Annotated in this window: 18 protein-coding genes and 2 tRNA genes; 12 read left to right on the top strand and 8 right to left on the bottom strand. The window is 65.0% G+C overall.

The annotated features are described in order from the left end of the window. Positions 1-47 precede the first annotated feature (47 nt). Positions 48-347, top strand: coding sequence for a DUF2188 domain-containing protein (locus BUB09_RS15120; protein WP_139250313.1), 300 nt, complete (start codon positions 48-50; stop codon positions 345-347). Here BUB09_RS15120 and BUB09_RS15115 read toward each other — a convergent pair. The 3 genes from BUB09_RS15115 to BUB09_RS15105 form a co-directional block, all read right to left on the bottom strand. After that, entirely contained in the window at positions 290-805 is a 516-nt protein-coding gene (locus BUB09_RS15115; protein WP_072898998.1) for a hypothetical protein, read from the bottom strand. The two genes, BUB09_RS15120 and BUB09_RS15115, sit on opposite strands and share 58 nt — an antisense overlap. Then, positions 802-1,695: a DUF1295 domain-containing protein gene (locus BUB09_RS15110; RefSeq protein WP_072898996.1), complete on the bottom strand. Its 894-nt coding sequence runs from the start codon at positions 1,693-1,695 to the stop codon at positions 802-804. The genes BUB09_RS15115 and BUB09_RS15110 overlap by 4 nt, the downstream gene beginning before the upstream one ends. Positions 1,696-1,850: 155 nt before the next feature. Next, positions 1,851-1,926: transfer RNA gene (locus BUB09_RS15105), tRNA-Ala, on the bottom strand. A gap of 115 nt (positions 1,927-2,041) precedes the next feature. Between BUB09_RS15105 and BUB09_RS15100 the strand changes: the two genes are divergently transcribed. Together BUB09_RS15100 and BUB09_RS15095 are read left to right on the top strand one after the other, a co-directional pair. Continuing rightward, positions 2,042-4,258, top strand: coding sequence for a S8 family serine peptidase (locus BUB09_RS15100; RefSeq protein ID WP_175550222.1), 2,217 nt, complete (start codon positions 2,042-2,044; stop codon positions 4,256-4,258). Positions 4,259-4,312: 54 nt separating this feature from the next. Then, the gene (locus BUB09_RS15095; protein ID WP_072898992.1) at positions 4,313-4,525 is read left to right on the top strand and encodes a hypothetical protein; all 213 of its coding nucleotides are present in this window, start codon (positions 4,313-4,315) and stop codon (positions 4,523-4,525) included. A gap of 65 nt (positions 4,526-4,590) precedes the next feature. On the opposite strand, the gene BUB09_RS15090 is transcribed toward BUB09_RS15095, so the two are convergent. The 4 genes from BUB09_RS15090 to BUB09_RS15075 all read right to left on the bottom strand — a co-directional run bounded on the left by BUB09_RS15090 (position 4,591) and on the right by BUB09_RS15075 (position 7,330). After that, the gene (locus BUB09_RS15090; protein ID WP_072898990.1) at positions 4,591-5,133 is read right to left on the bottom strand and encodes a glutathione peroxidase; all 543 of its coding nucleotides are present in this window, start codon (positions 5,131-5,133) and stop codon (positions 4,591-4,593) included. A 3-nt stretch (positions 5,134-5,136) separates the two neighbouring features. Beyond that, positions 5,137-6,201 carry a tRNA preQ1(34) S-adenosylmethionine ribosyltransferase-isomerase QueA gene (gene queA, locus BUB09_RS15085; RefSeq protein ID WP_072898977.1) on the bottom strand — a complete coding sequence of 355 codons (1,065 nt, stop codon included), beginning with the start codon at positions 6,199-6,201 and terminating at the stop codon, positions 5,137-5,139. Positions 6,202-6,336: 135 nt separating this feature from the next. Then, positions 6,337-6,424, bottom strand: a tRNA-Leu gene (locus BUB09_RS15080). A gap of 51 nt (positions 6,425-6,475) precedes the next feature. Then, complete coding sequence (locus BUB09_RS15075) at positions 6,476-7,330, bottom strand: hypothetical protein (protein WP_072898975.1); 855 nt, start codon at positions 7,328-7,330, stop codon at positions 6,476-6,478. A gap of 217 nt (positions 7,331-7,547) precedes the next feature. Here BUB09_RS15075 and BUB09_RS15070 point away from each other — a divergent pair, with 217 nt between their 5' ends. The 4 genes from BUB09_RS15070 to BUB09_RS15055 all read left to right on the top strand — a co-directional run bounded on the left by BUB09_RS15070 (position 7,548) and on the right by BUB09_RS15055 (position 10,536). Further along, on the top strand, positions 7,548-8,144 hold the full coding sequence (locus BUB09_RS15070; protein WP_072898973.1) for an NUDIX hydrolase: 597 nt from the start codon (positions 7,548-7,550) through the stop codon (positions 8,142-8,144). Between the two features lie 30 nt (positions 8,145-8,174). Next, entirely contained in the window at positions 8,175-8,621 is a 447-nt protein-coding gene (locus BUB09_RS15065; RefSeq protein WP_072898971.1) for an SRPBCC family protein, read from the top strand. A 175-nt stretch (positions 8,622-8,796) separates the two neighbouring features. Then, positions 8,797-9,366, top strand: coding sequence for an ANTAR domain-containing response regulator (locus BUB09_RS15060; protein ID WP_072898969.1), 570 nt, complete (start codon positions 8,797-8,799; stop codon positions 9,364-9,366). Positions 9,367-9,372: 6 nt separating this feature from the next. Beyond that, positions 9,373-10,536, top strand: coding sequence for a CmpA/NrtA family ABC transporter substrate-binding protein (locus BUB09_RS15055; protein WP_072898967.1), 1,164 nt, complete (start codon positions 9,373-9,375; stop codon positions 10,534-10,536). Positions 10,537-10,721: 185 nt separating this feature from the next. Here the strand turns inward: BUB09_RS15055 and BUB09_RS15050 are convergent, their stop codons facing one another. Next, complete coding sequence (locus BUB09_RS15050) at positions 10,722-12,197, bottom strand: OmpA family protein (protein ID WP_072898965.1); 1,476 nt, start codon at positions 12,195-12,197, stop codon at positions 10,722-10,724. 455 nt (positions 12,198-12,652) lie between these two features. Between BUB09_RS15050 and BUB09_RS15045 the strand changes: the two genes are divergently transcribed. Genes BUB09_RS15045 through BUB09_RS15025 form a run of 5 tightly spaced genes read left to right on the top strand, consistent with a single transcriptional unit; the run spans position 12,653 to position 18,795 of the window. After that, positions 12,653-14,284 (top strand): hypothetical protein, encoded by a 1,632-nt coding sequence (locus tag BUB09_RS15045; protein ID WP_072898963.1) that lies wholly within the window; start codon positions 12,653-12,655, stop codon positions 14,282-14,284. Continuing rightward, positions 14,281-17,127, top strand: coding sequence for a tetratricopeptide repeat protein (locus BUB09_RS15040; protein WP_072898961.1), 2,847 nt, complete (start codon positions 14,281-14,283; stop codon positions 17,125-17,127). The genes BUB09_RS15045 and BUB09_RS15040 overlap by 4 nt, the downstream gene beginning before the upstream one ends. After that, on the top strand, positions 17,111-17,812 hold the full coding sequence (locus tag BUB09_RS15035) for a tetratricopeptide repeat protein (protein ID WP_072898959.1): 702 nt from the start codon (positions 17,111-17,113) through the stop codon (positions 17,810-17,812). The genes BUB09_RS15040 and BUB09_RS15035 overlap by 17 nt, the downstream gene beginning before the upstream one ends. Continuing rightward, positions 17,809-18,123: a hypothetical protein gene (locus BUB09_RS15030; RefSeq protein WP_072898957.1), complete on the top strand. Its 315-nt coding sequence runs from the start codon at positions 17,809-17,811 to the stop codon at positions 18,121-18,123. The genes BUB09_RS15035 and BUB09_RS15030 overlap by 4 nt, the downstream gene beginning before the upstream one ends. Before the next feature lie 27 nt (positions 18,124-18,150). After that, positions 18,151-18,795, top strand: coding sequence for a MotA/TolQ/ExbB proton channel family protein (locus BUB09_RS15025; protein WP_072898955.1), 645 nt, complete (start codon positions 18,151-18,153; stop codon positions 18,793-18,795). The last annotated feature ends 77 nt before the right edge of the window (positions 18,796-18,872 follow it).

Raw genomic sequence — 18,872 nt, 5'->3', positions numbered from 1 at the left:
CAGCGCCGCATCGCTACCGTCGCAACCCGGTCTTCAGGGAAATGGCGATGCGAGCCCAATACTTCGTCACACGCGACCACGACCAGTGGGTCGTGTTGTATGAGTTCCGACATTACGGGCCCTACGACGACGGCTCGAAACACGCCGCGCTGACAGCGGCGATCGACAGCGCTCACCAAGCGGGTCAGCGCGGCTTTCAGGCTGAAGTGCTGGTTGCCCCGGACGACAGCGATGGCTACCAGACGGTCTGGGTTTACGGGCGGGACGCGTACCCGCCGCTGCCCGGCAATCAGACCTCGGGCGGCGATACGAACGCAGCGCCGTCCGGCAGCGGCGCGCCGCGATAGACGCGCCAAAACTCGGGCACTTCGATCACAAAGGTCGCGATCACGCCGAGCGCCGTCATGCCCAGCGCGATCTGCGCTGCCAGCAGTCCGCGCGGCAGCAGCGCCACCAGCAAGATCACCAGCGCGATGCTCGACACGAAGCCGCCCCAGACCATCCACACGAAATGGCGGCGGGTATTGCGCACATTGTCGAAGCGAAACAGAAACGGGCTGGCGGCGATGTGCGCCGGCAGAAAGAAGCGGCTGCCACTGATCCAGGCGCCGATCAGATGACCCCATTCGTGTACCAGATACGCGGCGATCACCGTCATCAGCGCCGTCGCCACATGCAGCGCATAGCCGCCCGCCGCCTCAGGTGCGCCGTGTTCGATCGCCAGCCGCCACAACCAGCCGGTGAAGGCGATCAATAACAAATCGCGCATCAGCATCGCGGCAAAGCGATTCCACTGGCCGCTCATGCGCGACGCTCCCCGCTGGAATGCGGCCGCTTCGGCGGAAGCGGCACCAGCGCCGACACGCGCTGCATATGCTCGCGATACGCCGGCCGGCGTTCGATGCTGCGCTGGTCCATGAATGGAATGCTGGCAAACACGAACATGCCGGTCATCGCCAGCGCGCCGGGCACGATCCAGGTCCACTGATCGGGCGCTACCGCCAGGCCAAACAGCATCAAGCCCCACCAGAACGACAGCTCACCGAAATAGTTCGGATGGCGCGACCACGCCCACAGGCCGGTGGTAATGAATTCTCCCGGCCGGCGCTTGGCGATGAACGCATGCAACTGAAGGTCAGCCAGGGTTTCGATTGCGATGGCGCCGATCGTGACGATCGCGGCCAGCGCATCGAGCGCATTGAGCGGCACGTCGGCGCGCGACATCACTGCGTAGATCGGCAGGCAGCCGAGAAACACCTGCACGGTCGGAAACAGATGAATGCCGAACAAGTCGGCCAGCACCGCGGCCTTGCCAGCGCGTGCGCGGACGATCGGATAGCGCCAGTCCTCATGCGACAAACCGCCCCAGTGCACGGCCCAGTTCGTCGTCAGCCGGATGGCCCACAGCCATACCAGCACCATCACCAACATCGCACGCGGGCTGTCCAGTGCCGGCGCATGCATGGCCATCCAGTACACGGCCAGCAGCGGCGGAATCACGCTCCAATAGGCGTCGTAGAAGCTGGAGTTCCGGTAGCGCAGGCTGAACGCGAAGATCACCAGCGTCGCCACCAGGTCCGCCACGAGCGCATCCCAAGGCTGCGGCAGGCCGGCATAGGCGAGCACGGCAGCGCCGGCGCCGATGCACAGCAGATACGACCACACGATTGGATTCCAGTCCGCTTTGCCCGCCATCGGTACGCCCCCGTCCAAGATCGACGGAGCCACTATGCGGAGACGGCCAGGCGGCGGCCTACTCTGTGCGGATGAGCCTGCCGCCGCGCCAACGCAAAAGGCCCCGCCGGAGGCGGGGCCTTTTGATGACCGCGTACAAGAATTAAGGCCTCGATTGGTGGAGCGGAGGAGGATCGAACTCCCGACCTTCGCATTGCGAACGCGACGCTCTCCCAGCTGAGCTACCGCCCCATCGAGGGGCGCGCAGTATAGCGACAGCCCGCGCCAGATAACAGCCCCCGTGACGCACTGAATCAGCTTCATCATCGCGGCCGTATGCTGGGCCATCTACCCCTCGATGCCCGCCATGAACAACCCGACCGCGATAGCCTTGCTCGGACTGCTGACCGCCGTCGTGGTCACGCCCGCCACGGCGCGACAGCCGCGCGCCGACTACCGGGAAGGCGAAGTGTTGGTGCGCTACCGCGACGATGTCGCCGGCCCCGCGCTGCGCAGCGAATTGGGCGTCGGCGTGCAGCGACGCTTGCACCAGGGCCGCATCGAACTGCTGCGCCTGCCGTCGATGACCACGGTCGCCCAGGCCATCGAACTGCTGCAGCGCGACCCGCGCGTGGCGTACGCGGAGCCCAACTTCCTGCGGCGCAAATCGGCCTACGTGCCCAATGACCCGCTGTTCGACCGGCAATGGGGCTTGCGCAACACCGGGCAGGCGAATTTCGTCACGGGCGGACAAGCCGGCGTGCCGGGCGCCGATCTGAACATGACCCAGGCATGGGACGCCGACGAGGACGGACGCCCCGACCGGACCGGCCAGCGCTCAGTGGTCGTCGCCGTCGTCGACGACGGCGTCGAGACCACGCATGACGACCTGGCCGCGAACATCGTCGCTGGCTACGACGCGGCTGACGATGACAACGACCCGAATCCATCCAGTGCCGACGACTTTCACGGGACGGCCGTCGCCGGCTGCATCGGCGCGGTCGGCGACAACAACATCGGTGTCGCCGGGGCCGCCTGGAACGTCGGGATCATGCCGCTGCGCTTCGACTACGACGTCGTCACGCACGTCGCAGCGCTGGAATACGCGCGCGACAATGGTGCATCGATCGTCAACGCCAGCTTCGGCGGGCCCGGTTTTTCGCGGACCGAGCTGGAAGCGATCCGCGACCTGGGTGCCCGCGACATTCTGTATGTGGCATCGGCCGGCAACGACGATTCCAATATCGACCGCGGCCAACTGAACTACCCGGCGCACTACGACGCCGACAACATCGTATCGGTGGCCTTGATCAGCCGTCAGGGCCAGATCACCAGCTTCAGCCAGTACGGTCCGCTGAGCGCCGACGTCGCCGCGCCGGGACTACAGATCGTCACGACCTTCGTCGGTAACGACTACACGCTCAATGGCATTTCGGGTACGTCGTTTTCGGCGCCTTACGTAGCCGGCATCGCGGCGCTGATCCGCAGCCAGTATCCGCAGGCGACCGTCGACGAGGTCAAGGCACGGCTGATCGAAAGCGGCGTCAACGGCAGCAACGCCAAGCGCCTGACCGTCGGCGGCCGCGTCGATGCCGATGCGGCGCTGGACCTCGCGCCGCGACCGTCGCTGGTGATCGAATCGGTCGTCGTCGACGCCGCGGGCAACGGCGTGCTCGACCCCGGCGAAACCACGACGCTGCGCCTGACCATCCGCAACCTCTGGCAGCCGGCCCGCAACGTGCGCATCAGCGGCAGCGCCGACAACGGCGTGGAGGTCGGCGGCGGCGCGACGCCAGCGCTGGTGGCGACCCTGGATCGCGGCGGCCGGACGACCGTCGATCTGCCGGTCACCGTACCGCCAGGCTTGAGCGGCCATCGCTACGTGCAGTTCCGCTTCACCCTGACGGCGGATGGGGGCTACAGCACCACACGCGACTATCAGGACGAGATCGCCGCGATCCCGCTGGGCGCCGACATCCAAGCCGGCTTCGCCTCGCCGTCCAGCAACCTATACGACGAATTCCAGGCTTGGCATGTCGATGTCGCGCGCAGCGGTCCGCGCTTTCTGGTCGTCGAAACGGATTCAACCGACGACGTCGACTTGCTGGTGAAGCGCGATGTGCCACCGCAGTACGAGATCACCGTCGGCATCGATCCCGAAGACGACGAAGCCCAGGGTTTTTTCTGCACCAGCGGCACCGCCGCCAACTGCGAAGATCCGGACACCTTGATCGGCGGTGAGACCGCCAGCGGAATCGAACGCGTCTGCTTCAGCAATCCGCAGATCGGCACCTACCACATCGTCGCCGTCAACTTCGCACAACTGCAGCAAGCGCTGCCCTACCGGATCAGCGTGTACGGCTCCAACGTCTGCGGCCCTGAAGGTCGCGTCACGACCGACACCGGCAATGATGGCGGCGGCGGGGGCGGCGGCAGCTGGAACGTGATGGTCTCGCTCGGGCTGGCGCTGATGGCGGCCCTGCGACGGCGCGCGCGCTGGACGCTTGCCGCAGCGCGTCAGGACGGTCGTTCCGACGGGCGGATCGGCAGACTCTTCCCGCTCGCAAAAAACCCTGCTAAATAGGCGCCGCGCGCTCGCTGAGCGCATTCCAATGGCGACTGTTTTTGAGAGACCGAGATGGCCCGAAAGCCGAAACCGAAACCCCAGGCGGAACCTGCAAAAAGTTTTGACGAGTTCGTCGAAGATGCCGAGGTGCTCGACGACGAAGTGACCGTCGAACCGGTCGAGGTTATGCCGGCGACGCGTGCGCGCGACTGGCGAGATGTCGAGCGCTACAAAGAAATGCGTGAACTGCGCAAGCGCGTCGGCGACGATTTCGACATCGATTGACACCAGTATCGACGCTGCCGCCGGCCGTCAGGCCCGCGGCAGCGTCACCGATGGTTGGCGCTGCGCTACAGACGCGCCGCGATCTCGCTTTCCAGTTCAGCCGGCGTCACCACGGGCTCGAAGCGGGCCTGCACCACACCGTCACGGCTGACGAGAAACTTGGTGAAGTTCCACTTCACCGCATCAGTCCCCAGCAGCTCAGGATAGGTCTTGCGCAGATGCGCCAGCAGGCGCTCGGCGTTGGGCACGCTGTCGTCGAAGCGGCCAGGCTGTTGCTGACGCAAGTAGCGATACAACGGATGCGCCTGCTCGCCGTTGACCTCGATCTTGCCAAACAGCGGAAAGCTGACGCCGTAGTTGACCGAGCAGAACTCGGCAATCTCGGCTTCCGTGCCGGGCTCCTGATGCCCGAACTGATCGCAAGGGAAGCCCAGAATCTCCAAGCCCTGCTGACGATGGCGCTGGTACAGCGCCTCCAGCCCCTCGTACTGCGGCGTGAGCCCGCACTTGCTGGCGACGTTGACGATCAGCAGCAGTTTGCCGCGATAGTCCGCCAGCGACCGAGGCTGGCCGCTGATGTCGACCGCTTGGTAGTCGTAAATACTCATATCCTACTCCGTCGGATGCGCCGGCTCGGCGCGGGTGAGCAACATCGCATCGCCATAGCTGAAGAAGCGGTAACGCTGCGCAACCGCATGGCGATACGCATCGAAGATGCGCTCGTAGCCGGCGAACGCGCTGACCAGCATCAGCAAGGTGCTTTCCGGAAGATGGAAGTTGGTCACCAGCCGGTCGACGATGCGGAAACGATAGCCGGGCGTGATGAACAACCGCGTCTCGCCCTCGCCCACGGCAACGATGCCCGGCGCCGTGGCAGCGGATTCGAGCGCGCGCGCCACCGTGGTGCCGACGGCGACCACGCGACCGCCGTTGGCGCGGGTCTGCGCGATGGCATCGGCCAGCGCGGGCGGAATCTCATACCGCTCGGCATGCATCCGGTGCTCGCTCAGATCATCGACTCGCATCGGCTGGAACGTGCCGGCGCCGACATGAAGCGTCAGCGTTTCGATGCGCAACCCGCGCTCGCGCAAACGCTGCAGCAAGGCATCGTCGAAGTGCAGACCCGCGGTCGGCGCGGCCACCGCGCCTGGCTTGGCGGCGAACAGCGTTTGATAACGCTCGGCGTCTTCGCTGCCGGGGCTGTGCGTGATGTACGGCGGCAGCGGCAAGCGGCCCGCCGTGTCGAGCAGTTGCATCACGGTGCCACCGCTGCTCAGGCGCAGATGAAACAAATCGTCGTCACGGCCGATCATCACCAGCTCGGCGATCCGGCCGTCGGGCAGATCAATCAGGATCGTGCCGCCCGGCTTGGGCGTCTTCGACGCGCCGATCTGGGCCAGCATCTCGTGCTCACCGAGCACGCGTTCGACCAGCATCTGCACGCGCCCGCCGGTCGGCTTGCGGCCGAACAAGCGCGCCGGGATCACCCGCGTGTCGTTGAAGATCAACAGATCGCGCGGGTCGAGCAGGTCCGGCAGGTCGGTCATGCGGAGGTCGGCCAGAGGCGCGTCGCCATCCAACCCGACGTCGAGCAAGCGGCTGCCGCTGCGCTGGCCCGCAGGCGTTTGCGCGATCAACTCGGGGGGCAGGTCGTAACTGAAGTCGGAACGGCGCATCGGACTCTCACCAACAAAGGCCGGCGATTCTAACGCCGCCATCACAGTGCGATGCGCGAAAACAAAAAACCCCGCGATGCGGGGTTGGATGCTGCGGCCCTGATGCAGAGTGTCTGCAGGGCTGCGGGTGCAGCTTGGTGCCTAAGGAGAGACTCGAACTCTCACGAGGGGCTACCTCGGCGGATTTTGAGTCCGCTGCGTCTACCGATTCCGCCACTCAGGCAAGTGGGCGGCGATCATAGCCGCCCACCGGGTCGCCAGCAACGGCTTGCGGTCAAAAACCGAAGTCGTAGCGCAGGCCGTAGTGCCAGCCGTAGATCCGGGCCTGCCGCTCTTGCGAGTACACCGTGCCGCCGCCGACCAGACGCACATTGGGCAGCGAATCGGAGAACACCCTGAGCGGCAGCGCCATCTCGACGCCGTAGCTGACGTTGTCGAACTTTTCGTCGGCCGTGGCGTTCTCCGCGCGAACCAAGGCGTACCCGACCCGACCACTGACCTCGACCGTTTCCATCACGGTGCCGGTCGTCACCAGATAGGCGCCATAAATCTGCGTGAACTTGGCGTCGCGGCCGCCCTTGTCGTCGTCAGGCGCAAAGCTTCCGATGCCCTCGATGCTGATGCCCTCGGCGATGCGCACGCCGACACGACCCAGGTACGAGCCACCGTCAAGCTGGTCCCGGCCGTAACGGTTCTGAAGGGTCTCGCCCGAGAGGTCGAGCGTGGTTTCGGCGCGCTCGGCGCCGACGTAGAAGCGCAGCCCGTCGCCACTGTCGCCGTCATCGCTCGATCCGCTTTCATCTGAGGTGTCGGAGTACGAGCTGCCGTCGCTGCTCGCGGTATCGGAGCCCGAGGTGTCCTCGCCACCCGCGTCGGCGCTGGAATCGGCGCTAGCCTCCGCGCTCATCTCGCTGCCGGCATCGGCGCTCGCGTCGCTGCTGGTGTCGGCGTCGGTTGCTGCCGAGGCCTCGTCCGCCCCTTCCGCCATGGCATCGCTGGTGCTGCCTTCAGCGGCCGAGGCGTCGGCGCTGCTATCGGCTTCAGACGGTGCGACCTCCTCCTGGGCCCAAGCGGTGGCGGGTACGGCCAACATCATGGCCAAGCCCAGCGAGATGATCGTCTTCGACATGCACTCCTCCCTTGTATGGACGCTCCGCCTATCTAGGCGGCTGCGCGGCCGATTCTACTGTCTGCCATGCTCCGGCCGCAGCATACGCAGTTGCACGGCCCGGTATGCGCTCCGGGGCGACACCCCCGTTCAGACGGCGACGTGATGCACAATGGCGGCTCACGCTACGGCGGCGTCCACGCCACGGACCGCTCCATTACGACGGCAACGATCGACCATGACGGCCAATTTCTGCAACAACTGCGGTCACGCAGTCGAACATCGCGTTCCCGACGGCGACCATCTGCCGCGGGCGATCTGTCCCGCCTGCTCGCACATCCAGTACTTCAACCCGCGCGTCATCGTCGGCGTGGTGCCCGAATGGGAAGACGGACGCATCCTGATGTGCCGGCGCAACATCGAGCCGCGACGCGGACTGTGGACGTTCCCGGCCGGCTTCATGGAGCTCGACGAAACGACAGCGCAAGGCGCCGCCCGTGAAGCGATGGAAGAGTCCCAGGCCGACGTCGACGTCCACTCGCTGCTCGCCGTCATCGACGTGCCATACGTATCGCAGGTCTACATGGTGCACCGCGGCCGCATGCGCTCCCCTCACCATGGACCGACGCCCGAAAGCAGCGAGACGCGGCTGATGACCGAGGCCGAGATACCCTGGGACGAAATCGCATTCCCGACGGTGTGGCACAGCCTCAAGTATTTCTTCGCCGACCGCGCGGCGGGAACGCCGCAGATCCATACGCTGAGTCTGTCGCGCAAATCGCGCGATCCACGTCACCAGGAAGTCAGTACTGGCGAGCCGTTATCCTCTTTCTGATATTGGGCAGCAATACGGACCTTTCGGCGGATGGCACAGCAAAACATCAAGCTTCAACAGTTCTTCGCCGCTCCTCGCGTCGTGGTGTTCCGTCACTTCGCTGACCACGACAACTTTGGACGCCTGTGGTGGCCGGCACGCTGCAAGGTATTGCGCCGCGGCGAAACCGAAGAACCGGGTGGCATCGGATCGGTACGTGAGATGCGCATCGGCACGATCCGTTTCCAGGAGACGATCACCGCCTTCGACCCGCCGCAGCGGATCGAGTATCGCGTGACCAGCGGCGGGCCCTTCAAAAACCACGTCGGTCAGATGGAATTCAGTGAAGTGCCCGGCGGCACGCAACTCGATTACCAGATCGAGTTCGACTCACGCTGGCCACTGGTCGGCAACTTCGTCGCTGGCGTGCTGCACACCGCTTGGCTGCGCGGTGTTGCCGTCGCTGTCGATCGGATGGCGGCGCGCAGCAACACTTAGGCTCGCATCGCGTTTTGGCGAGGCTGTCGAACGCGATCTGGCAACTCGCGCGTTGATCCCTCGTGGCATGAATCCTGCGGCTTTATGACAAACACCATTGCAAGCACATTCGTTTGCAATGCTAGGTCACAAAGCGAGGGATCGCACCGGTGCATCAACCCAGGACTTCAACGTCATGCGCGTAATGCTCGTCGACGACGAGCCGGAACGGCGTGCGGCCACCGAAGCGCCGTTACGCCTGCTCGGCCACGAAGTCGTGGGATTCAGCACGTCGACATCGGACTTGGCGGCTGCGGTCAAGCGGCATCAACCCGATGTGATCCTGGTCGATGTCGACGTACCCGGACGCGACACGCTCGAATCATTAGGCCAAGTCACACGCGATCGCCCCAGGCCAATCGTGCTGTTCGCCAGTCACAGCGAACCGGAGACGATACGCAAGGCACTGCAAGCCGGCGTCTCGTCGTACGTGGTCGACGGCATGAACCCCGCGCGGCTCAAGCCGATCATCGACGTGGCCATCGCCCGTTTCGAAGAATTCCAGGCGCTGCGCAACGAACTCGAAGAAACCCGCAGCAAACTGGCGGATCGCCGCGATATCGAAAAGGCGAAGGGTCTGCTGATGAAACGCCGGAATCTGGATGAAAACGGCGCTTACGAACTACTCCGACGGATGGCGATGGATCGCAACCTGAAACTCGGCGATGCAGCGCGCACGCTGATAGCAGCGGCTGAACTTCTCTAGACCGTCATGGCACTCGAAAAGAACGACATCAAACTGGGCCTGGTTCCGCTGATCGACGCGGCACCGTTGATCGTCGCCAAGGAAAAGGGGTTCTTCGAAGAACAGGGGCTGAACGTTACGCTGTCGGTCGAAGCGTCGTGGGCCAGCATCCGGGACAAAGTCGCGGCGGGCCTGCTCGACGCGGCCCACATGCTGGCGCCGATGCCGATTGCCGCCACCGCAGGTATCGACGGCGTGGGCGTGCCGATGATGACCGCGCTGTCGTTGAATCTGAACGGCAACGCGATCGCGGTTTCGCAGTCACTGTACTGGCGCTTGCAACTCGACGAACTGACACCGATATCCGTCGGCGAGCGACTCAAGCGGGTACTCGAAGCCGATCGCGCCGCGGGTGCGCCGCCTCGGGTATTTGCCCATGTGTTCCCGTTTTCGCCCCACCACTACGAGCTGCGCTATTGGCTTGCAGGCTGCGATATCGACCCCGACCGCGATCTGCAATTGGTCGTGATCCCGCCACCGCAGATGGTCCGGGCGCTACGCGACGGCAGTATCGACGGCTTCTGCGTCGGCGCTCCTTGGGGCGCGGTCGCGCAAGCCGCCGGCATTGGCCGCGTGGTGCTGAACAAATATCAAATCTGGAACAACAGCCCGGAAAAAGTGCTCGGCGTCACCCGCGCATGGGCCGAGGCGCATCCTCAAACGCATCTGGCACTGATCGCCGCGCTGATTCGTGCCGCGCAGTGGCTCGATCAGCCCGCCAATCGCAGTGAAGCCGCACGCTTGATCGTTGAAGGCCACTATGTCGAAGCCACGCCGGAGACCGTGCACGAAAGTCTAGCGGTAGGCGCACCAGGCAAGCCCGAAAACGCAGGCTTGGTGTTTCATGCTGGTGCAGCGACGTTTCCATGGGTTTCTCATGCGCTTTGGTTCGTCGGTCAGATGCGTCGCTGGAACCAACTACCGCCCGGTATCGATGGTGATGCGCTCGCGCGCGCGAGCTATCGGCCGGACTTGTACCGGGCTGCCGCAGCCCAGTTCGGCATGCCCTGTCCCGCCGTCGATCTGAAGAGCGAAGGTCAGCATACCGGCATCCACACGCTGAGCCCTGATCACACGATCGAGCTCGGCGCCGACCGCTTCTTCGACGGTGCCGGCTACAGCCCAAGCTGATCGCAGTCCGCAACGCAGCCTCAGAAAATCAGGCCGGCGCAAGCCGGCTTTTTCATCCGTGTCACCGGCTCAGGCTACCGATGAGCGACATCGGCGGGCAACAAAAAGCCCTGGCAACTTGCGTTGCTAGGGCTGGGTCGGATGCAGCAGCGGGTCGACCATGACCCGCTAGCGCGGCCTGCTCGTCATTGGACGACGATCTTGCCCTTCATCGTCGGATGCAGCGTGCAGACGTACTCATAGACACCCGGGCTGTCGAAGGTGCGCGTGTAGAGCGCCCCCATCTTCAGACGACCGCTCTTCTCGTCCGGGAATGCGACGAAGTGATTGGAGCCGTCGTCGTTGATCCACGTCACCGTGGTGCCGACGGCGACGGTCAAGGTCTCCGGCGAGTACGCAAAATCCTTGATCGTCACGGTGCTGCCAGCGGCGACCGCTGCATCCGGTTCGGCTGTGGCGACCGGCGCCACAACGCTTTCTGCCGGCAGCGGCGCTGCGTTTTCAGCGGTCCGAACGGTCGGCGCCACCATCACGCTGCCACTGGATTCGGTCACCTTCAATTCAACACGACGGTTCAACTCGCGACCCTCGTCGGTGGCATTGTCAGCAACCGGAATCGCTTCACCGTAACCACGCGACGTCATCCGCGCCGGTGAAATGCCCTTCCCGACCAGATACTGCACGACCGACGCAGCGCGACGATCCGACAGCTTCAAGTTGTACGCATCGGAGCCCTTGGCATCGGTGTGGCCGCCGATTTCGATCTTGATATCGGGACGCCCTTCCAGCGCGGAGGCCACGCCGTCGAGAATCACCTTGGCATTGGGCGTCAGGCGCGCCTTGTCGAACTCGAACGTCACACCCTGCAACACGATGGTGTCACCGGCAGCGCAACCTTCGAGCGTCATCGGCTGACCGGCTTCGGGCGCCTTGCAGATCGGGTTGTATTCGTCGTTGTCGTTGGCGTCGGTGCAACCCTTGTCGGACGGATAGTCGATCTGTCCGTCGCCGTCGTTGTCGATGCCGTCGCTGCACTGCGGCGGCGGCGGCAGTGGCGGCGGGACGATCTGAACCGGCTCCGGCGGCGGTGGCGGCGCCGGCGGCGCCGACCCGAACGGAATTCTCAAGCCGATGTTGAACAGCGGCTCGTTGAAGTCATGCGTGCCGTTGCCGGCATCTTCGCTTTTCTGCACGTGATACAGCGCTTCGGCGCGCAGACCCCAGCCGCCGGGGCTGAATGCAAGGTCCCAGCCCAGGCCCGCGTTGAACGCGGTGTTGGTGCCGGCCGTGACGTCTGCATGCAGATACGGGCCACTACCGCTGGGCGCAAGGTAGAAATTGACGCCCGCACCGCCGAAATAGTTGTTCTTCTTCGAGTCGCTGAGCTTGCAGGTGTTCGCATTGAACGCGCCGCAGGCGACGGTATCGGTTTCGCCATAGTTGAGGTAATAACCGCGCAACTCGAGCGAGATGGTCTCAGTCAGCATCGCGCCGATGGCCAGCGTGCCGCCCATTCCGTCGTCGGCGTGGCGATCATCGTCCTCCAGCGCATACGAGAACATGGGCGCGACATAGAAGCGCGTGTCCTCGACGGCAGCGCGGGCCGTACCGAACGTTGCGGCAATCATCGTCGGTATCAGGGCAAGGCGAAATGCATTCATGCGAGGTTCCCTTCTCTAGTTTTCGATGCCATCGGCATTTGTGTTGGTCCTGTCGAGCGTCAAGGCCGGCGTTTCCGCGAGACAAAAAAAATCCACCGACTCCGAAACCGCTCGAAGTACAGGTGGACGTCTTTGTCAGGCGGGACCGCCGTTGGTCCCACGCCACTGAAATGGCGTTGCCGCGATGACGCGGCTGTCACAATAAAAAGCAATCTATATGCCATTAACGATGCCGCCGACAACGGCTGATGGCCGTGCTAGACAGCGCTTGATTGCAGCCCTTGCGTCGGCACGATGGTTGCGTCGCCCGACCCGTCACCGTCGCTCGGCACTTGCTGCCGCTGGCATGGCGACCCGGGACTAACGGTGGTCCTCCCACTTTCATCTGGCGCCGCTGAGCGCCGTGTTCGGGCCTACAGCCCGTTCAAGCCTGGGGGCCACCGCGGCAACGTTATATGCAGACGCTGCTCAATCTGATTCGACGATTCGCCGGACTCACCGTGCTGCTGACAGCGGCGATCGGCTCAGCGGAAGCGGCGGTTGCCCCGTTGCAACTGCCGCCGTCATTGGTCGCCGATGTACTCGCGGCAGCAGCCTCGCCGGATGCGACCGCAACCTCCGAGGCTGCGACGCGTTTCTATATCGACAATCGTCAGCCCGGTCTGCAGTTGCTGCAGATCACGCTGCAGGTCGACCGCCAAGCGCCGATCCGTTACCGCTACGGCGACGCTGAAAGCCAGGCAATGCTCGGGCAGGCCCTGCACCGTGTTGCGGTCGTCGAACTCACGCAGGGGCCTCATCAGCTGTACGCCGAGTATGTCGGCCGCTACGCACAGGATCGTCCCGGGACGCCGCGACGGCGGTCGCGGATCACGCAGTCGTTCGAACAGGCCGCCGGAACGCAGGCCGTCGAGATTGCACTGAGTCCGCAAGGCTGGTCACGCGAGCCCCAAATCGTCGTGCGGCGCTGGACACCGCAAGCCGGCAGCAGCGACGACCCCGAACTGGGTGCCTACGATCTGCTGCTCGGCGTCGGCGAGCCGCTGTCGGTCGCGCTGCCGCTGTATGCAAGACAAAGCCGCGAAGGCACATCGATGCCCGAGCCGTATCGGCTGCGGCTCGATCAAGCCCTGCAGCAGCTGCAGTCGGGCCGACCCGGCCACGTCGAGGCGGCGTCGGCGACGCTGCAGCGCTATCAGAGCGCCATCACCAGCGGCGATATCGCCAGCATCGGCCAACTGGCCGCCGATACGGCCAGCGGGTCGCCGGAAGCGCTGGCGGTTCGCGACAAGGCCAATGCTGCGCTCGGTTACCAGCTGCTCGCCAGCGGCCAGCCGTCGCAGGCCGATGCTGCGTTTCGTCGCGTGCGCAGCCCCGGCCCGTACTCCGAAACCGCGCTGCTGGGCTTGGGCTGGGCTCAAATCGGCAATGCCGATACCCAAGCCGACGCCGACACCAAAAATACCGATGCACTGCGGCGCGCACTCGTGCCATGGACCGAACTGATCGGGCGCGACCCGACGCAAGCCGCCGTGCAGGAAAGCATGCTCGCCGTCCCTTATGCGCTGGAGCGCCTCGGCGCGCATCGCCAGGCCCAGCAACGCACACAGTACGCGATCGACCAGCTCGAAAGCCTGCGCGGCCATCTGCAGAGCGCGCAGCAGCATGTCGCCAGCGGCGCCATGCTGCGTTGGCTGGTCGAGCGCGAGCGCGACACCGGCGATGGCTGGGACGCGTGGTATGCAGCGCTGCCGGAGCCGCGCTGGTGGCTGACCGCACCGCCGGCAGCGCCAGCCCATTTCTACGTCGAGCGTCTGCTGGAAGACGCCGATTTCCGTCAGCAGTTGGACAACTGCCACCGCTTGCACCAACTGCGCCACACACTGCGCAACCACAGCGACAGCGCCGCGCTGCAGCAGCGCATCGCCTCGCTGGAGCAACCGCAGCGCGCCGCGTTGAACGCACTGGCCCAAGCCCAGCTTGCGCTGCTGCTCGAACAAACCGAGCGCTACCTGGTGGAAGCGCATTTCGCGATGGCGCGCCTGCACGACAAGCCGACCACCATCGCAGCCGGCGCCACGCCATGAAGCGCATCGTCATCGGTGCGCCGATGCTGTGGTCGGCGATCATGCTGGCGCCGGGCTTTGCATACGGCGCAGAAGAGCCCGCGACAGTCGGTTCCGTGGCCGAAGACAACGGCCTGCAAAAGAACGGCTGGGCGATCGTCAAGACGCCGAGCATCCTGCGGGTCGAGCCGTCCGATCCGGTCGCGCCGGACCTGAACCAGGCCATCGAGCACTACGAGCGGATCGTCGCCTTGCCGGCCGTCGATACCGTCCGACGAGCCGAAGCGATGCGACGCGCGGCGTATCTACGACTGCAGCGCGTCGAAGCCGGGCCTTACGACGCGCGCGACGTCCGCCGCGCGGTCGCGTTGTACGAGCAACTGCTGAAGGAAACGCCGCAGGACCCCGGCAACGATCGCACGCTGTATCAGCTCGCACATGCGTACCAAGTGCTCGGCGATGGCGATGCATCGATCAGCCGCCTGCAACAACTGATGGAGCGCTTTCCTCAATCGGCGTTGACCGGCGACGGCGGATTCCGCGCCGCCGAACTGCTGTATTCGCGCGGGCGCTATGCCGAAGCCGAACGCGCCTATCGCGGCGTGTTGGCGCTGGGAAGCAAGACACCCTTCTTCGAGACGGCCGAGTTCAAGCTCGGTTGGTCGCTGTACCAGCAAGCGCAGTATCCGCAGGCACTGCCGGTGTTCGCCGGCATTCTCGACCGCGAATTGCCGCCGGGTGAACTCGACGACGCCCGCCAAGCGTTGGAGCACGTCACTGCACGCCGCCGCGATGTGGTCGGCGATGCGCTGCGACTCACGTACCGCAGTTTTGCAGCCTTGGGCGGTGGCCCAGCCGTCAACGATCACTATGGCCGCAACGGAGAGCCACGCTACGCACGGCTGATCTACGACGGCCTGGCGCGTCACTTGGTCGAGCACCAGCGTTACACCGATGCTGCCGGCGTCTATATCGCCTACCTGCAACGTCATCCGCGTAGCCCGCAAGCACCGGAGTTTCAAAGCCGCATCATTGCCAGCTACCAGCAGGGCGGCTTCAGTGAGCTGATGCTGCAAGCCAAGGAGCAGTACGTCCGCCGTTACGCGCCGGACAGCGACTACTGGCGAGGGCCGCCGCGTGCCGACGTGCTCGCACAGGTACAGTCGCAGATCGACGAGATCGCGCAGCATTACCAGGCGGTTGCCCAGCAGCTACCACCAGACGATCCGACGCGCAGCGCTGCCTTTTTGGCAGCGGCCGATCGATACCGGCTGGCGCTTGAATGGTTCCCCGATGACCCGAAAGCCGGCGAGCGATCGCTGCTGCAAGCCGATTGCCTGTATGACAGCGGGCGCATCGCCGCAGCGGCGCAGCAGTATGAGAACGCCGCCTATCAGCAGCGACCTCATGCACGATCCGCAGAAGCGGCGTTCGCTGCCGTGCAGGCCTACCAGCGGCTTGAACGCGAGTCGGCACCCGCCGCGCTCAACGCAGCGCGCCAGCGCTCGATTGCCGCCAGTCTCAAGCTGGCCGACCGTTATCGCGATCATCCGCAATCGGGGCCGGTGCTGACGCAAGCAGCGCAGGACTTGATGGCCTTGAAGAACTACCCACAAGCAGCGGCCGTTGCACAACGCGCGCTCGACGACGGAAAAGGTCTGAGCCCCGAACTGCGCCGCTACGATCTGGCCGTGGTCGCCGATGCGCATTTCGCTCAGGGCGACTATGCGCAAGCCGAGCGCGATTACACCGCGCTGCTGAGTTCCGGCCCGGACGACACGTCGGAGGCGATGCTCGCTCGCGACCAACTGGCCGCGGCGATCTACCGCCAGGCCGAGCAAGCGCGCGATGCCGGCAACGACGCGGCCGCTGCGGCTCACTTCGTTCGGGTCGGCAAGGTGGCGCCGCAGACCGCGATCCGCGCCAATGCCGACTACGACGCAGCTGCATGCTATGCGGCGCTGAAGCAATGGGCATCGGCAGCCGATGTACTCGAAGGCTTCCGTCAACGCGATCCGCAACACCGCTTGATCGGCGATGTCGACCGTCGACTCGCGGACGCCTATCAGCAGGATGGCAAGCCCAAGCTCGCAGCCGATGCCTACATGCGGCTCGCGCAGCGCGACACCGGGACGCCGGCTCAGCGTCGCGACGCCGCATGGTCAGCAGCACTACTCTACGACGGCGCGAACCAGCCGATCATGAGCCAGCAGGCGTACGAACGGTTTCTGGCCGATGCAAGCGCGCCGCTTGATCAAGCGCAACAAGCGCGGCGTCGACTGGCGGATATCGCCGGCAACATCACGCACGATCCGCAGCGCCAGCAAAGCTGGCTTGAGCAGATCGTCAGTCGTGATCGCCAGGCCGGCAATGCGAGCAGTGATCGGTCCCGTCTACTGGCGGCGCAAGCGAGCCTCGACCTGGGCCGCAAGCAAGCAAAGAGCGCCAGACAGATCGCACTGGCGCTGCCGCTGGACAAGACGCTGATGCAGCGCAAGCAGGCAACCGAAGCGGCGATCGCACGTCTCGACGAGGCGGCCCGCTACGGGTTTGCCGATGTAACGACCGCCGCCACGTTTGAACTCGGCAGCGTCTATCGCGATTTCGGCCGCGCGATTCTGGAATCCACGCGTCCGAGAACACTCAGCGGCGAGGCCTTGGCCGAGTACGAGCTGCTGCTCGAAGAACAGGCTGATCCTTTCGAAGTCAAAGCAATCCAGGCGCATGAAGCCAATCTGGGCCGGATGCGCCAAGGCGTCTGGAACGACTGGATTCGGCGCAGCGCCAGCGCGCTGATGGAACTGGCGCCCGGCCGCTATGGCAAGAACGACCAACGTGATGCTCTGTATGACTCTCTGCTCTAGTTTCGTGCGCCTGCGCACTCCATTGGCGCTGTGGTCGCTGATCTTGCTGATCGTCGCTTGCAGTGGCCCCGCCGCGCACAAGCCGCCCGGTAGCACGGCCGCTCGCGCGAGCGCTCCGCCGGCCGTGGTCCGCAGCATCCCGGCCGCCAAAGCCGCCGTTGCACGCGACACGCGCGACGCCAACGCGCGCTTCGACGCCGCATTGCAATTGATGAAGCAGCAGCAGGTCGCGGAAGCTCAAGCCGCATTCCAGTCGCTGGCCAACGACTATCCTGAATTCTCGGGTCCGTTGACGGCGCTCGGCATCCTGTATGCGCAAGGCCGCAAGCGCGACACGGCATTGGCCAGCTTTGCCAAGGCAGTAGCGGCCAACCCTGCCAATGCCGTGGCTTGGACCTGGCTTGGCTCGCTTTACCGCGAAGCACGCAATCACACGGGCGCCGAAGACGCCTATCGACGCGCGATTGCCGCCCGCAGCGACTACGCGGCCGCGCATTTGAATCTGGGCATCTTGTACGACGTATCGCTGCATCGACCGCAGGATGCGCTGCGCGAGTACCGCGAGTATCAGCGGCTCAGCGGCGACCGCAATCTGATGGTCGCGGTGTGGATCAAGGAACTCGAAGCGTCGAGCACGCAGCGCACCGCTGCTGCAGCCGTCGCGGCCGCCGGCACAACGCCATGATGTCGATGATCCGCAGCGGTTCCGTTGTGATCATCGTCGCTGCCAGTGCGCTCGGCGCAGCGCCACTGCATGCCGCCGACGCTCCCGCACCCGCAACTGCCCATGCCGGCACACAGATCATCGGTGAGCAGGAAGCGCCGGTCGGTTTGGTGCTGATGCCGTGGCAAGCCGACCAACCGGCCACGCTGAATGCGCGCCCCACGCATCGCCAGGAAAGCCTGGAGCCCTTGGACACCGAAGCATTCCGCCAACGCGTGATCACCGACGAGGCGATTGCAGCGTATCGCCGTGCCGGCCTGCGCCGCGATTGACCCACCACCACAGAGGCTAGCGTCGCCATGGAGTTTTTCAATCACGTCATCCGGTTCTTTCAAGGTGGCGGCGCGTTTATGTATCCGATCGCGCTGGTGCTGGCGATGGCGGTGGCCGTTGCGGTCGAGCGCATGATCTTCCTGCGCAAGACCGAGTCCGAGAATCGTTCGCTGTGGGCGCGCGTGGCGCCGTTGCTCAAGTCCGGTGACCTGGCCCAGGCCGAAGCCCTCGCCGCCGGCTCCGATACCGCCATCGGCAAGCTGATCCAAACCGGCTTCGCCCAGGCCCGCATCGACAATCGTCGCTCCGAAGTCGAGATCGCCACTGAAGAAGGCTTGATGGAAGTGCTGCCCGCCATTGAGCGCCGCACGCACTACCTGGCCACGTTCTCCAACATGTCCACGCTGCTGGGTCTGCTCGGCACCGTGCTCGGCCTGATCGGCGCCTTCGCCGCGCTGGGCAATGCGGACCCGGCCGAAAAGGCCGACCTGCTGTCGGCCGGCATTTCCGAGGCGATGAACTGCACCGCCTTCGGCTTGATGGTCGCCATCCCCTCGCTGCTGATCCACGCCTGGCTGCAGAGCCGCACCACCGAGCTGGTCGACACGCTCGAGTCGGTCTGCTCGCGCCTGGTGTCCGCCGTCTGCAACCGCAAGCACGTGGCCCGCTGAAATGTCGGCGGTCGTCACTCAAGACGCCGACACCGGCGACGAGGCCCCGCGAAAGGCCCGCCGCAGCCGCCGCCTGG

The organism is Hydrocarboniphaga daqingensis (assembly GCF_900129825.1).
Lineage (GTDB): Bacteria > Pseudomonadota > Gammaproteobacteria > Nevskiales > Nevskiaceae > Hydrocarboniphaga > Hydrocarboniphaga daqingensis.
The sequence above is the reverse complement of the archived record's forward strand: the minus strand, read 5'-3'. Positions and strand labels throughout refer to the sequence as shown.

Bases quoted from the DNA above. Each gene is read 5' to 3' on its own strand.
- BUB09_RS15120 (WP_139250313.1), top strand. From the start codon at position 48: ATGCGAGCCCAATACTTCGTCACACGCGACCACGACCAGTGGGTCGTG.
- BUB09_RS15115 (WP_072898998.1), bottom strand. From the start codon at position 805: ATGAGCGGCCAGTGGAATCGCTTTGCCGCGATGCTGATGCGCGATTTG.
- BUB09_RS15110 (WP_072898996.1), bottom strand. From the start codon at position 1,695: ATGGCGGGCAAAGCGGACTGGAATCCAATCGTGTGGTCGTATCTGCTG.
- BUB09_RS15100 (WP_175550222.1), top strand. From the start codon at position 2,042: ATGAACAACCCGACCGCGATAGCCTTGCTCGGACTGCTGACCGCCGTC.
- BUB09_RS15095 (WP_072898992.1), top strand. From the start codon at position 4,313: ATGGCCCGAAAGCCGAAACCGAAACCCCAGGCGGAACCTGCAAAAAGT.
- BUB09_RS15090 (WP_072898990.1), bottom strand. From the start codon at position 5,133: ATGAGTATTTACGACTACCAAGCGGTCGACATCAGCGGCCAGCCTCGG.
- queA (WP_072898977.1), bottom strand. From the start codon at position 6,201: ATGCGCCGTTCCGACTTCAGTTACGACCTGCCCCCCGAGTTGATCGCG.
- BUB09_RS15075 (WP_072898975.1), bottom strand. From the start codon at position 7,330: ATGTCGAAGACGATCATCTCGCTGGGCTTGGCCATGATGTTGGCCGTA.
- BUB09_RS15070 (WP_072898973.1), top strand. From the start codon at position 7,548: ATGACGGCCAATTTCTGCAACAACTGCGGTCACGCAGTCGAACATCGC.
- BUB09_RS15065 (WP_072898971.1), top strand. From the start codon at position 8,175: ATGGCACAGCAAAACATCAAGCTTCAACAGTTCTTCGCCGCTCCTCGC.
- BUB09_RS15060 (WP_072898969.1), top strand. From the start codon at position 8,797: ATGCGCGTAATGCTCGTCGACGACGAGCCGGAACGGCGTGCGGCCACC.
- BUB09_RS15055 (WP_072898967.1), top strand. From the start codon at position 9,373: ATGGCACTCGAAAAGAACGACATCAAACTGGGCCTGGTTCCGCTGATC.
- BUB09_RS15050 (WP_072898965.1), bottom strand. From the start codon at position 12,197: ATGAATGCATTTCGCCTTGCCCTGATACCGACGATGATTGCCGCAACG.
- BUB09_RS15045 (WP_072898963.1), top strand. From the start codon at position 12,653: ATGCAGACGCTGCTCAATCTGATTCGACGATTCGCCGGACTCACCGTG.
- BUB09_RS15040 (WP_072898961.1), top strand. From the start codon at position 14,281: ATGAAGCGCATCGTCATCGGTGCGCCGATGCTGTGGTCGGCGATCATG.
- BUB09_RS15035 (WP_072898959.1), top strand. From the start codon at position 17,111: ATGACTCTCTGCTCTAGTTTCGTGCGCCTGCGCACTCCATTGGCGCTG.
- BUB09_RS15030 (WP_072898957.1), top strand. From the start codon at position 17,809: ATGATGTCGATGATCCGCAGCGGTTCCGTTGTGATCATCGTCGCTGCC.
- BUB09_RS15025 (WP_072898955.1), top strand. From the start codon at position 18,151: ATGGAGTTTTTCAATCACGTCATCCGGTTCTTTCAAGGTGGCGGCGCG.